This is a genomic window from Nostoc sp. UHCC 0870 (assembly GCF_022063185.1).
Lineage (GTDB): Bacteria > Cyanobacteriota > Cyanobacteriia > Cyanobacteriales > Nostocaceae > Trichormus.
The window spans coordinates 717,538-732,566 of sequence record NZ_CP091913.1 but is presented as its reverse complement, the minus strand read 5'-3'; the positions used below and the strand labels follow the sequence as shown (position 1 = coordinate 732,566).

Below are 15,029 nucleotides of genomic sequence, written 5' to 3'. Positions count from 1 at the left end.
AAGGTTTGTAGTGGGGACTTTAGTCCTCCCTTAAGGGCTAAAGCCTCACTGTTCACTATTTCCGAATAGGTGTCCCACAGGGATAAGTTGCTACCTCTGCATCAGGAGCAACTTTTTCTGCTGGTTGGTCTTTGGCTGCTAAATAATCGGTGCGGAGTTTATCGAATAATGTGGGTAGCTGATCATACAACCGCTTCAGGGGACGGGGTTGGCACTGGTTGAGGACATAAGCTGTAAGCAAAGGTAGGGCAATTGTGCTATCTGTATAACAAACAATAGTGCTGGGTAATTCGTCTGGGTCAATCTTACCCCAACTAACCGCCTCCGCAGGTGTTGCACCCGATAAACCACCAGTATCAGGACGCGCATCAGTAAACTGGACAAAGAAGTCATGTCCCCGTTCTTCCAATCCCAAGACCTCGTGAATCTGCGGTTGGGTTTGTAGCAAAAAGTTTTTAGGACTACCACCACCAAGAATAACAGCCGCACTTTTACCGTCTCCTTCTCTGGCATTGTAGGCGATCGCAGCTGTTTCGTTAACATCAATGGCTGGATCTAATATCAACTGCGAACCTTCCAACGCCAACGCCGCTACGTTCATCCCAATGGAACTATCACCAGGGGAAGATGTATATATAGGTACGCCGCATTCATAGGCTGTAGCTAGTAAGCAGGAATGCTGAACTCCCAATTGCTTCTCTACTTCCCGCACATATTTACCTAGCAAATAATGAAACTCAGCCGTTCCCATGCGCTTTTGGAACGGTTCAGCTTGTAGGATTTTACGGATGAATGCGTCGGTTTCTAGCAAGACATCATAGCCAAAAATAATGTCATAAATTCTGATTGTGCCTTCTTCACGCAATTTCACATCATCTAAAAAGGGATTGCCGGCAAACAACTCAAAACCCAAGCCATAGTGCATATCATGGTAAAGATTTGCACCCGTGCTAATCATCCAGTCAATGAAGCCATTCCGAATTAGAGGTGCTAGTGCAGATACCCCAAAACCGGCTGGTGTCATCGCACCGGAAAGGCTAACTCCCACGGTGACACCATCTTTAAGTACATCACGACTCATGATTTGGCAGGCTTCCCGCAACCGCGCCGAGTTGTAGGCGGTGAAGTAATTATCAATTAAATCCACCACACTAATATCAGCTGACATCGGTATGGGGGCAATTTTTTTACCCAAATGTTTTGCCATTTTGAGACTCCCGAATAGTAAACACGCCGAATTTAATGATAACTGGCGTTTCAGACTTGGGAAAAAAGGGGCAAAAATTTCGGCGGGTTGCGTAATTCTTTCCATCTAGCCACGAACTACTTACAGAAGAAGCTTGATTGAAATACAAGAGGTTAGGTTGATGCTTACTTTCTCTAAGAAAAATTATTCCGCCAAGAACTCTACCCAAAAAATGCCCCGTTGCCAATCCTTACTCCAAACAATGTTTGTCATACCGACATTAGTTGTGAGTATGATTGCAGCTACTCATAAACCTGCACTTTCTACCCAAACCTGTCCTTATCAAGTACATAATACCGCTAGCAGCTATGCAACCAAAATTGTAACTCAAGAGAAAAACTTGTATTTCTTATTACCGATGGGTCTACGGACAAGAGTCGAAGAATGCACATACTTTGCTAACGAAGGTGCTTTTATCGCATATATGAGAATGGATTGGCAACACCCTTGGGAAGAGAACAAACCTTATGTTGCAGTTGTTAGAGTCGAAGCGAATCCAAGGTATTGGAATTGGCAACTCAAGAACTTTAACGCTAATTTAGGGCAGCATCTGTTAACTGTAGGCTTTATCAAAACTCTAAGTCAATAGTATTCAGTTACAAAGTCTACTGCTGTCTACCAAGTATAAACTTTTGCAGCTAAAATATTTTTCTGCGTAAAAACTACAAGTTAAAACCGAAATATTAATAGAAGCAAGCGATCGCTAACCTTTTTTAAATTGGAGCGATCGCCGGCTAAAGCTTGTGGTGAAATATTTGGAAATTTTAGCAAAACTAACCGAATCTTTAAATTTTTTACGGTTACAAAAACTTTAAACTGATGGTGGGTGCTGAAAATTTTCCTTTCCTTAAGATTTTATTTGTCCGCGATTATACATTCATATTTTGCCCAGCAATGAAAAACCGACTCTTACAATTTGGCACTTTAGCGATTTGTACTACATTGACTGTGATTAGCAGCACTAGTATAGAACAGATACTACCGAATAATGACAATACAGCCGTAGCGCAAACAGCCGAGGAAGGAATTTCGCGCCAAGTTTATCAAAAAGCCAGTCCTGCTACAGTCACAGTTCAGACGAAGAGAGGTCATGGTAGTGGTTTTGTTGTTAGTCAAGATGGGTTAATTATCACCAACGCCCATGTGATTAAACCATCACCGAGTCAACAAGAAAACTATAATCCCCATGATTTTCCTAGCGTCGTAACTGTGGTTTTCGCTGATGGACGAAAAGTAGCGGCTGATGTGCTGGGTTTTGGTAGAGACGGACTAGATTTAGCCATTCTCAAAATTCATAATCAAAAGAACTTGACTACACTACCTTTGGCTAAAGTTGGTGCTGCTTCAGTAGGCGATCGCATTTTTGCTTTGGGAACTCCCCTACATACAGACTTTAAAAATTCTTTTACTCAAGGTAACATCACCCGCATCAACTCAGCAGATGGCGAGATTGAACACGATGCAAGGATCATGGGTGGTAACTCTGGCGGACCCCTACTGAATACCCAAGGCCAAGTAGTGGGAGTGAATAGAGCAGGGATTGGGGAATTGAATACAGGAATGAACTTTGCTATCTCTGTTTCACAAGTCCATTCTTTCATCGCCGCAGCTAGAAGAAAAGATGTTTCTAGCATACCCACCATATTTAAACCAAAGGAAAAACCAAACCCTACGACCATTTCACTCAATGGTCGAGTGATTAACGGTAATTTAGGCAAAAACCGCCTAATTAGAGACAATGGCAGTTTTGTCAACTTATACCAATTTCAGGGTCGGACTGGTCAACAGGTAGTCATTGAAATGAACAGTCAAATGTTCAACCCAGTGTTAATTCTGTACCAAATCACCAGTGATGGTAAACACAAAGAAGTAGCCCAAGGTATTGACAAAGGCCCTGGTGATCTGAACTCACAGATTGTCACTACATTGCCAGAAGATGGGGTTTATTTAATATTTGCCAGTTCTCTAGATCCAGGAGAAACAGGTAATTACATCTTACAAGCGAATACTAAACCTTAAATCAACCACCAATTTTTTATCAGGTTTCGCTGAAATTCATCACTCAACTTTAGCTCAATTTACATAACTAGACCTATGACAAACCCAAAATTTTTTATTAACTTAGTCCTGGCTGCTTGTACAACAATTACTAGCTTCGCCTATACCTCTCCTAGTTTCAGTCAATCAACTGCTGCTAAATCACAGCCTTCTCAAGTAACCTTTGTATGTACAAAAAAATTTGACCAAGCAAGTGGCGAAAGAATACCAACCACGGCTGCTTGGATTCCTGAAAGAAGAAATCATGTATATTTCATAGGGTGGAAATCGGAATATTTCAGTGGCTGGAATCCAGAAAAACGCTGTGAACACGTAACTCAAAAATTCCAAGAATTTTACTCCCAAAATCGTTTAAATTACATCACATCCGGCACACACAATGGCTATCCAATTATTTGTGGAGTTACTAGTCTAGGAGAAGCTTGTAATCAACATAATCAACTATTTACCCTCAAATCAGGTCTTGACCCAAAGGGAGTAATCGGCAGACTTATGGATATTGCAGAAGGTAAAGCATCAGACCCACTGCTGCAAAATTCAGGTAATCAGATATATATTCCTGTACAAGCCTTCTTAACTCAATCACCGATTATTAATGTGGAATCATCAGCCAATACCCAGAAATAAAACCAATTCGCAACGATGCTCCCACCCCGCTCCGCTAACGCAATTTACGGTGTACACACAAGTTATCGAATCACTACCAGTCCTCTGTTTACCCCACCCTAACCCTCCCCTTGGAAAGGGGAGGGAACTAGATTTTCCGGTTTCCCCCCTTTCCAAGGGGGGATTAAGGGGGGTAATTCGACTTGTGTGTATAACGCACCGCATGATCATGGTGCGTTACGGCAATTTATACTGTCGCTCATACTCAAATCCTGAAAATGCCGTAACACACCCTACATTTAACTACGAATTACGTTAGCGGAGCGGGACGAAGTCCATTACGAATTACGAATTACGAATTATTTAACCATTTTCCATGAAAAAAGCAATTATTCTTATCGCCTGCTTAACCCTTTTACCCATCCCCGTCGCAGCAAAAGAAAACTCACCCCAAACCTGCGAAATAGAACCCGCCCTACCAGAAACCGGCGAATACTCCCCACAACAACTGCAAACCCTAGCCAGCCAAAACACAGTCAGAATTATCGGGGACAGCAACGGCGGTTCAGGAACACTAATCGCCAAACAAGGTAATACTTACTTAGTCGTCACCAACGCCCATGTAATTAGAGGTGTGAATAATATTCAACTACAAACCACAGACAAAAAAAACCACACAGCAAAACTCATTCCCAACCGCAACTTAGAAAACCTCGACCTAGCCCTGTTAGAATTTCAAACAAGTCAAAATTATTGCCTGAGAAAAATCGCCGACTTCATCCCCTACAAGCAAACACCAGTAACCGCCGCCGGATATTCTAGCGAAAAAAGAGAAATAGTCTATCGCACGGGAACAGTAGAACAAATACCAGATAGACCACTCAAAGAAGGCTACCAAATTGGTTACACCAGCGACATCGAACAAGGAATGAGTGGTGGTGCAATTATCAACAGTCGCGGAGAACTCATAGGTATCAATGGTAAAAGTGCTTACCCCCTATTTAACACAGGCTATACCTATGCAGATGGGACAAAACCTACAGAAGCAGAAATTCAACAAATGCGAACAGTCAGTTGGGGAATACCAGTTTCCACTTTCCTGGCGAGGGTAGACCAAGCAACATTAACAGCTTACTCTCTCCCTTTACCAAATGTGCGGGATAGCCTACCACAACCGCAACTCACAGGATGGTTGGGAGAATTAGAACAAAAAGCTAAACAATTTACAGTTAAAATTCAGAATAAAAGCGGTGGTAACGGTTCAGGAGTTATCATTGCTAAAGATGGCAATACTTATACAGTTTTGACATCAGCCCATGTCTTTTCTGCACCCGATGATGCTAATAAGATATGTAATAACTGCAATTATGAAATAGTTGCAGTAGATGGTAAGACATATCAAGTAGACAACAACACAATTAAAGTAGAAATAGGTGTAGATTTGGCAGTTGTCAAATTCACTGCTAGTCAAGAGAATTATCAAGTTGCAACTTTAGCAAATTACAATCCCAATGATAATGATTATATTTTCACTGCTGGGTATCCCCAACTAGGAAATAGTTCGCCTTGGCGGTTAACAATGGGGACAATTTTTGAAAAAGAACAGGGATTAGTAACGATTCGTCAATCAGATTTTAAAAGTGAAAATGTAAGTGGATTACAAACAGCAAGTTCCTTAACTGGAGGATATGAGTTAGTTTACACCAGCATCACCTTTGAGGGGATGAGTGGCGGGCCAGTATTAGATTCTCTGGGACGAGTGATTGGGATTCATGGACGCGCAGAAGGGGAACAAGCTTTTGATGAAAAAACAGGAGATAGTGGTAGCAGTAGAGGTCAAGTACAACTAGGCTATAGTTTAGGTATTCCTACCAGTACCTTTTTAGGGTTAGCAACAAGATTAGGAGTGCAAGCACAAAAAGTAGAAACTACCATTGCAACCCGGCTAAATAATCAACAAATCAAATCTATTCAATCAGCAATATTATCAACAGATATATCCACGGGAAATACTACAGCCAGTCAATGGATAGAAAGAGGAAATCAATTGTGGCGATTACGACGTTATCCAGAAGCGGTCGCAGCTTTTGATAAAGCGATTGAGCAAAAACCATCATTTGTTTATTTAGCTTATTATGGCAAGGGGTTGGCGTTAGATTGGGATGGAAAATCTCAAGAAGCTATAGCTGCATTGAAGTCAGCAACCGAACTCAAACCAGATTTTAAGGCTGCTTGGGAAAGTCTCAGTGTAATTAATAGGACATTAAATCAATTTGAGCAGGCGTTAGTAGCAATAGAAAAAGCAATTCAACTCAAGCCAGACAACCCAAACCTGTATAACGAAAAGTACCTACTATTAAAGGATTTAAAACGCTATAAAGCAGCAGAAGTAGCAATAGAAAAAGCAATTCAACTCAATCCCCGCGCTGCGTTTTTTTTGAATCGGGGTATTCTTTACTATGAACTGAAAAAATGGGATTTGGCTATCGCTGATTATGATAAAGCCATTGCCATTAATCCTGAGTTAGCTCTTGCTTACATCAATCGGGGTATTCTTTACCAAGAACTGAAAAAATGGGATTTGGCTATCGCTAATTATGATAAAGCCATTGCCATTAATCCTGAGTTAGCTGATGCTTACTACAATCGGGGTATTCTTTACAAAGAACTGAAAAAATGGGATTTGGCTATCGCTGATTATGATAAAGCCATTGCCATTAATCCTGAGTTGGCTGTTGCTTACATCAATCGGGGTATTCTTTACCAAGAACTGAAAAAATGGGATTTGGCTATCGCTGATTATGATAAAGCCATTGCCATTAATCCTGAGTTGGCTGTTGCTTACATCAATCGGGGTATTCTTTACTATGAACTGAAAAAATGGGATTTGGCTATCGCTGATTATGATAAAACTATTGCCATTAATCCTGAGTTAGCTCTTGCTTACATCAATCGGGGTCTTCTTTACTATGACCTAAAAAAAATGGATTTGGCTATCACTGATTATGATAAAGCTATTGCCATTAATCCTGAGTTAGCTGCTGCTTATTACAATCGGGGTCTTCTTTACTATGACCTAAAAAAAATGGATTTGGCTATCGCCGATTATGATAAAGCCATTGCCATTAATCCTGAGTTAGCTCATGCTTACGCACGTCGAGGATTAGTTTATCTTGAAAAGGATAATAAACAGAAAGCAGTTCAAGATTTACAGCAAGCAGCCCGACTTTTTCAAACTCAAGGAGATACTGCTAGGTATGAAGTAGTTATGAACTTATTAAAACAATTGAAAATCAAATAATTGGTGATTGATGCTGATACTAATCGGCTCAAGACCTATAAGATTATAAATATATAGTGTGTGACTTAATTACGATTTTTTTCCAGTGCTTCAATAACTTTTCGTATCCTTTGATATTTCGCATCTTGACACTTGCTAACCAACCTCTTATATCTTTGAAGTGCTTTATTCACATCGCCATTTCTCAAAGCCATACGCCCTTGCTGTTCTAATTGTTCGCACAATTCAGGGGAAACAGTAGAAGAATTTATAGGATTTTTCAGGTCTTGCGATGCTTGTAATACTTGCAATCTACTGAGTGATTGAGTTTTGTTGTCTAATTCATCAATAGTCTCCCATATAGTTAGAGTTTCTGCAAACTTATCGGTTTTTAACAACTCTAAACTTTGTTGCTGATACAGTTCTTTTGCAACTTGAAAATCTACTAACTTTTTTTCTGTCTCCTCTTCAATTAAACCCCTCTGATGATAAGCTGCTGCATATCGGGGATTCAGTAGAATTGCTTGACTAAAATCGGCAATACCTAAATCTCTATATTCTGCAACCTTATCTATCAGTTCAACAGGGCAAGAAATTCTTAAACCATCAACTCTTTCACATCCTGCTATACTGCCATCTGGATGGAAGTATCTTTCTTGAGTGTATTGAAGATAAACTAAACCTCGGTGATAATAGGCTTCGGCATTTTGGGGGTCAATTGCAATAGCTTGTGTGAAATCTGATAACGCCCCTGAATAATCTTGTTGCTTAATTTTGCTTTGACCTTCTAACAGCCAGTTGGTAGCTGTCTGTTGTTGGGTAGGGATGGGGGATGCTTCAACTTGGGAAATTACTACGCTATAGGTAGTAAAGGTAGCAATTATCAGGCTGAGACAAGTAACGGGTATTTTGAGACAGAACATGATATTAATTCGTAATTATCGAAATTCTGAGTTTTGGTGATTAAGTAGAACGACTTGAAAAAACCAAACTATGTGAAGGAATGTAAAAAGCTTGGCATCTAGTTCGTAGTAAGGACTTCAGTCCTTATTAGAGGACTAAAGTCCTCACTACAAACCTTTAATTATTTACACCGTTCTACTTACTAGTGCAAATATGATTTTATAATGCTCAATTACAAATATGGTGTTCATCAACATTTAAATCTTGATTTGTCGTCAAGTAGTCTTGCAACCAATCACAACTAAGTTGTTGTAAATCATGAATATCTAAATTCCATAAAATCACATGATTCCCGATGTGTACAGAAGCCAGAAAGTTCCCATCTAAACTCAAATTAACTTGAAAAACTTCCCCTTTATGTCCTGCAAGAGTATACAGTAATTCTCCATCCAAATTCCAAAACCTAATTTTGTCCCCACTGGCTGTAACTATAACTTTGCTGTTATGACTAAAAGCAATACTAGATACACTATCATTATGCGATAAACTGCGTAGCATTTCACCAGTTTGACTATGCCAAATCTTCACAGTTTTATCAGCCGCCGCCGTCGCAATTATTCTTCCATCAGGACTAAAATTTACGGTGGCTATATTATCTTCATGTCCTGATAAAGTTTTTAATAAATCCCCCGACAAATTCCACAGCTTTACTGTTTTATCCCCAGATGTTGCTAAAGTTTTACCATCTGGACTAAAGTTAATGCTGGTTAAAAACTGATTATCATTCTGCCAAGTTTTTAATAAATTACCTTCGAGATTCCAAAATTTTACTTTGTTGTCAATTCTGCTAATCGTGACAATCTGATTACCATCAGGACTAAAGCTAATATCTTGAATAGGTGCAAAGTCCAATGTATTCTGATGACTAAGATCGTGTCCTTGCCAACTTTTTAATAAGTTTCCTGATAAATCCCAAAGTTTAATTTGATTATCCTTACCGATACTGACTAGATTTTTACTTTTGGGGTGAAAAATTACTTTGATAATTTCTGTGGTGTGTGCTTTAAAACTTTGTAGTAATGTCCCATCCCGTCGTCGCAGGGTGATAATACCTTCTTCATTACTAACTGCAATAGTTTCCCCATCTGGACTGATACTCACATAATTACCAGTAAAAGTTGGTAAAATACCCTGCAAACGCCAAAGTTTGACTGTCTTATCTGCACTTGCACTTGCTAAGATTTGACCATCAGGACTAAAACTCACCTCTGATGCTTTACCACCATGTCCTGAAAATTTGTAGAGTTCTTTTTGTTGTTTAATACTCCAAACTCTGACTGTATCATCAGCACTTGCAGAGGCGATTAATTCACTATCTGGACTAAAACGGACATCTAAAACTTCATCGTTATGAGCAGTAAATGTATGTAATAGCTTACCTGTTAAATCCCATAACTTCACATTTTTATCTTTGCTGCCAGTAACTATAAGTTGACTATTGGGACTAAAATTAACACTGAAAACTTCATCACTATGACCTTGTAAAGTTGTTAATAACTTGCCTTCTGTGTTCCAAAGTTTTACAGTATTATCAGCACTGGCAGTTGCCAATTTTTGACCATCTGCACTAAAACTTAAATGCCAGATTTTTTGACTATGGGCAGAAATAGTTTTTAAAAGTTTACCATCAATTGTCCAGAATTTGACTTGACCTGTTTTTGTAGCAGTTGCTAGAGTTTTACCATCAGGGCTAATGCTAACTGCCAATAATCCATCTTTTTCGATAAAATTTAAAATAGGTTTCTCTACAAATAAATTGATTGCAGGATTATATCGCCAAACAGTAATTTTATTGTCAAAACTAGCCGCTATTAAATATTGATTATCGTGGCTCATAATTACACTAAAAATATCATTATTATTTACTGTCAGGGTTTGCAGTAAATTTCCCTTGCGTCCCCATAGCTTAATTTGGTTTCGGCTGGCTGATGCTAATATCTGACCGTTAGAACTGAAGTTAAGACTGGCAACTTCGTCTGGATGTCCTGTTAAGCGGTTGTATTCGCGGATTTGATTGATAACTTCGAGATTATTACCTAATATATCTATGTTGGTGCTGTTATCTAAATTAGTTAATGTTTTTAAACTTGTCAAACTTTTTAATATGGGTATTAATCCTGCTATTTCATCTCCTGAGTTAATTAGAGATTTCCCTGCAAGACTTAGGGATTTTAACTCGTTAATTTGTGCTTGTTGACGTTGAAAATCGGCTTGTTGCCATTGAAATAAGGCGAAGCAAGCGAATATTGAAGTTACTATTATTCCTCCAGTCAAGCCGATAATTTTTGTTCTTTTAGCATTAAGTTCTTTTTGTTCTTCTCTTTGCCGCAGTGCTAAACTTAAATTAATAAAATCTTGTTCATAATTACTAATTTCTGTCGGGCGTTGCATTAACCATATTTCGGCATCAAATAGAGGTTTTCCCCGCAATAAACCCCCATCATCTTGACGACTATTTTTCCATTGTCGGATGTTTACCCTTAATTGTTCTTGCCAACGGCGGAACTCTCCATGATTAATCATCCATTGTTTGAATGTGCGCCAGTGTTTGATTAATGTTTCATGAATAATTTCTACTGTTTCAATTTTAGTCAATTCGTTACGGTTGGTTACAACTAACCGCGCATCTGCTAACTGTGCGACTAAATGCCAATTTGCTTCTCCAATTTCCTCACGAGTCGCTAAACGACGGACATCTGCGTTGTGTTCTCCTGGTTGCACTAGCTGAATAAATATCTGTTGCACCTTTTCCTTGTCTGCTGTACTCAGTTGGGTGTAGATTAAATTCGCATGGCTGGCTAGGGCGGTTTCTATGCCCCCAATGTCTGTGTATGCTTGATGGGTTAGCCATCCTTGTTGTTGCTGTTGCCACAACTGAGTTAAGGTAAATTCGAGTAAGGGTAAGTGACTGGGAGACTCTAACACCGCATCAATGAGGCGTTGGGTTAATCCTGGTTCTAATTGTACATTCAGACTATGGGCAGGTTGAGCGATCGCACTTTCTAATTCTACGGCATTCATCGCTCCTAAATTTAATTGGGCATCTTGCAAGGCATCGCTCAAAGGACGGTAAGATAAAGCTTCCCCAAAAAAATCGGCTCGCAAAGTGATGACTAAGGTAAAGTTAGGAACAGTCTTCACCGCATTTAAGAGATGATCTAAAAAGATTCTGCGTTCCTCAGCATCCTGACAAAGAGTGTAGAGTTCTTCAAATTGGTCAGCTATTAAAACTATATGAGATTTGGGTGAGGCTATAATGCTAGACTCTAAGAAGTTTTGTAAGGTGCGTAGGCGTAGCCCGTCGCAGACATCGCTATTTCTCAACTCCACCTCCAATTCTAACTCTTGTAGCCTTTCTCTATTTCCTATTTCCTGAGAAAGTGCGATCGCTAAAGATTCTAACGGATTATTCCCAGGACGAAAAGACACAATCTGCCAATGATGACTTTTATCTCGCTTCAGTTGCGGAACTAACCCCGCAAACACCACAGAAGACTTCCCACTCCCCGAAGCCCCAACAACGGCTACTAAATTTTTTTGCTTCACCGCAGTTACTAACTGCTGAGTCACCGTTTCTCGTCCATAAAAATAGGCTGCATCTGCTTCTTGAAAAGCCGCTAACCCACGATAGGGACATTTAGCTACAGTCCCCATACTCTGCCACGTAGGAGGTGTTGATAACAAATTTTGGACAATTACAGGCAACCAACTCGCACAAGGATATTCTGTTTCTAAACCCTGTAATTTTTTGCGCGCAATATTAACAGACTTATAAAAAGATTTTCCCTTAGTAAACTCTTCTAAAAAATACTTGAGAAACTGATTTGCTACCTTATCTGGTACTGGTTCGCGCATCACAATGATTTGCGGAATATGCAGACTTTCTAACTCAGCCGCAATTCCTAAACCATCACAAGAATTAAAAAAAGCCAACTGTAACCCTTTGGTGACGGCGGTTTGCAGTCCATACCGCAACTCATCCATCGTTAAACTATCAGTGCGGTTAAGAAAAATTCTCCCCTTTGCCGATTCTGTGCGACTATGACCAGAGAAAAATATCATATCCCAGCCTGTGTCATCCCAGAGATATTGGTTAAGTTCTGCGGGTGTTGGTTCAGCTAAAACAACTATTTCGGCTGCTTGGCAATATTTTTTGAGTAGTTTTTCATCTTCTTTAACATTAATCCCCTCACTATTACCCAAGATAATTAAAATGCGAGTATTTAGGCGTAGGCTTTTTTGAAATCTTTGGGATGACAAAGAACTAAAAGCCACCTCTGCATGAAGGTAAGACTCAAATAAATCCCATAAATGCCAAGGTAATTTTCGCTGTTGAGTTTCATTCGTGCGAATAATTACGCGCACTTCGTCAGTAATATTTAAATGTGTTAAGCAGACTTCTTTAATCGTGCGAAACGATTCTGCTTGTAACCAAGTAATAAATTTTTGTTTAAGAATATCCGTTTGCGCGTGACATTCTTGTTTTAAAGCTTGAAACTTAACATTAGTAATCTGGTTTTTTTTTGGTTTAATCCGGTATCCATCCAGACTACGATAACTATTAGACCACTCTTGATAGATATGAGGTAGGGTAGGAAGAGACGGTAATTTTAATGCGTTGTCATTTAGCTCAACATCAGGGTAAGAACCATCTTCACCAATTTCTAGACTAACGCGAAACCCCTCAGGGAAGTCACCATCCAACGTGAGGACGACTAACTTATTCATGCTTTTACCACTCCTACCCCAGCAAAAATTTATATTATCAATTCGGGTTACTTGTCCATATTTATGCAAAGTTTTAACTGATGACTTGCACCATTATTAATAAGTATAAAACCAATTCGCAATTCGCAATTCGCAATTCGCAATGGACTAACGTCCCGCTCCGCTAACGCAATGGGCTAACGCCCCGCTCCGCTAACGCAATTACCTGTTGTAACGGGGATTTAGACCCCGCCACAACACTTGCGGCTTGATAGAAGCCTGGGATTTAAACCCCTACGTTTTGTTGAATAAACTTCCAGCAATACCCACCATACAGAAATACTGTCACCTGTCACCTGTCCCCTGTCCCCTGTCCCCTAATATCCTACTCCGCATAAATTGCTACTCTACTCCCATTTCTTAAATTACCCAGACATCCCAGAGCATCTGCGTTAATAGCACATTTCATAGACATATTCCATTCATTAGTAATTCTATTTCCTTGTTGCAAAGCAATTTGATTAATATAAAAAGCATTACCATTTGCGATATTTTGCAATTGAGTACGATTCAGGATGAGAATCAAGCAATAGGTTGTAGTGCATAGTTTCAGATTACCAGTTCCATTATTGAAAGCACCTATAACTCCATAGTTACAGCTAAATAGTTCACGATTAATCGTAATATTACAACTTGATGGATAAAAGCTTTTGTGGTATGTAAAATCAACGGCTGGTTTTGCTAATGCAGCGTTAACATTCAGGCTTAACAGACCAACGGATGTAGCCAAAGACGCAACAACTCTTTTCAACATGATTTTAACCCTTGTAAACATCATTTTTATGGGTGATGCAACCTTGTTGATTGCTTCTATTTGTTTTTCTGCACCTGCACTGTGTTTTTACGCAGGAGGGAAATTTAGTTACAAAAGTTTAGTTTTTGCGTGAGTTTTGACAACGTGGAAGACACTGAACCGCTTGCATTAACATATAGCGGTTCTCCGGTGTAGCCCAGTTTTGACCTCTCTCCTACAAGGCTACAGTATACACACAAGTCCAACATTTTCATGCTGAACCCTGATACCGCCTAGAACTTAAGTTCTAGGCTAATAGCTAAAGTCCACTCAAGTGGACTAAATGGAATTTCTCTTTGAGTCCTATTGAGAGGACTTGCGCTATGAGACTCGGAATTGATTCCGAGGCGGGATAGATACACTGCGCCAAAACTTGACTGCTGAACAGATTTTTCAAGGTGGGCGATCGCTAACTGAGTGAAACCCAACCAAACCCAGAATTTTCCCTGTTGGGTTACACTCCCAGAAGCAAAACTGAAAATAATCTTAACCTTGATGTTGCACTAACCAAGCTTCTAAATCTGCTAAACTCGAAAAATCAAGTAAAGCCTCTGCTAAATCATCTAACTGCGTTGATTCCAAAGCTTGGATTTTCAATAGCTGTGCAGGTGGAACAGTTCCAACTTTACGGCGAAGTAGTCGCGTCACAATCGCCAAAGCTTTTTCCTGCTGAATATCCTGATAAATTACAGACTCGCGCATAGCATCACTCCGTAATAACCTTTTGATCAGTTTCTTGTTTAATACTAGCCCAGCTAAGATTGCCGTTGACGCAGCAATATTATTTTGGATTCGGGTGTCGTTTATTTGCTCAATAGCTTCTGCAACCTGCTGTAATGTGCGTGTTTTATCCTCAGTTTGGCTCAGGGTTGCGAACGGTAACAAACCCGGAGTGTTTAAAAATATGTCACTGGGTTGCTCCCAAAGACGAATCACTCCAAATTCATGACGGGTATTTTCTAACACAAAGGCTGTTTGCTGCACTAATTCGGATGTGGTGGGTTGGAGATAAATCACAATCTGACGCATCCGCTTTTTGGGAAATTTGCGATACACCCTTAACCGATAATCCGTCATCCGAAAAGGAATGTCGGCTTTTGGTTCGGTTTGGAATTCGATATGCAGGACAAATTCATCTGACTGTAACAGAATTAAAGCATCCGCTCGAATCGGTTCGAGGGATAATTCTGATGGACTGAGTTGAGTGAGTGCAACAGATTCACCGAGTAACCAGGTGGCGAAATCGGCGGAAAATGACTCTGCTAAAAAGCGACAGACGTTATCAAACATAGACAGTTATTATATCAGCTATGTTT

9 protein-coding genes are annotated in these 15,029 nt (G+C 39.8%); 4 read left to right on the top strand and 5 right to left on the bottom strand.

Annotated elements, in window-relative coordinates:
• Window positions 1-55: 55 nt before the first annotated feature.
• Window positions 56-1,207: a homospermidine biosynthesis protein gene (locus tag L6494_RS03170; protein WP_237991416.1), complete on the bottom strand. Its 1,152-nt coding sequence runs from the start codon at window positions 1,205-1,207 to the stop codon at window positions 56-58.
• A 160-nt stretch (window positions 1,208-1,367) separates the two neighbouring features.
• Here L6494_RS03170 and L6494_RS03165 point away from each other — a divergent pair, with 160 nt between their 5' ends.
• The 4 genes from L6494_RS03165 to L6494_RS03150 all read left to right on the top strand — a co-directional run bounded on the left by L6494_RS03165 (window position 1,368) and on the right by L6494_RS03150 (window position 7,211).
• Window positions 1,368-1,835, top strand: a complete 468-nt coding sequence (locus L6494_RS03165; RefSeq protein WP_237991415.1) for a hypothetical protein — start codon at window positions 1,368-1,370, stop codon at window positions 1,833-1,835.
• A gap of 305 nt (window positions 1,836-2,140) precedes the next feature.
• Window positions 2,141-3,265, top strand: coding sequence for a S1C family serine protease (locus L6494_RS03160; RefSeq protein ID WP_237991414.1), 1,125 nt, complete (start codon window positions 2,141-2,143; stop codon window positions 3,263-3,265).
• Between the two features lie 75 nt (window positions 3,266-3,340).
• A complete protein-coding gene (locus L6494_RS03155) occupies window positions 3,341-3,931 on the top strand; it encodes a COP23 domain-containing protein (protein WP_237991413.1) in 591 nt (196 codons plus the stop codon).
• A gap of 355 nt (window positions 3,932-4,286) precedes the next feature.
• A complete protein-coding gene (locus tag L6494_RS03150; RefSeq protein ID WP_237991412.1) occupies window positions 4,287-7,211 on the top strand; it encodes a tetratricopeptide repeat protein in 2,925 nt (974 codons plus the stop codon).
• A gap of 65 nt (window positions 7,212-7,276) precedes the next feature.
• Here L6494_RS03150 and L6494_RS03145 read toward each other — a convergent pair whose 3' ends face one another.
• From L6494_RS03145 to L6494_RS03130, 4 genes are all read right to left on the bottom strand, one after another.
• Window positions 7,277-8,113 (bottom strand): tetratricopeptide repeat protein, encoded by an 837-nt coding sequence (locus tag L6494_RS03145; RefSeq protein ID WP_237991411.1) that lies wholly within the window; start codon window positions 8,111-8,113, stop codon window positions 7,277-7,279.
• Between the two features lie 208 nt (window positions 8,114-8,321).
• Entirely contained in the window at window positions 8,322-12,881 is a 4,560-nt protein-coding gene (locus tag L6494_RS03140) for an nSTAND1 domain-containing NTPase (protein WP_237991410.1), read from the bottom strand.
• 364 nt (window positions 12,882-13,245) lie between these two features.
• A complete protein-coding gene (locus tag L6494_RS03135; protein ID WP_237991409.1) occupies window positions 13,246-13,674 on the bottom strand; it encodes a hypothetical protein in 429 nt (142 codons plus the stop codon).
• 525 nt (window positions 13,675-14,199) lie between these two features.
• Window positions 14,200-15,003, bottom strand: a complete 804-nt coding sequence (locus L6494_RS03130; protein WP_237991408.1) for an Rpn family recombination-promoting nuclease/putative transposase — start codon at window positions 15,001-15,003, stop codon at window positions 14,200-14,202.
• Between the last annotated feature and the right edge of the window lie 26 nt (window positions 15,004-15,029).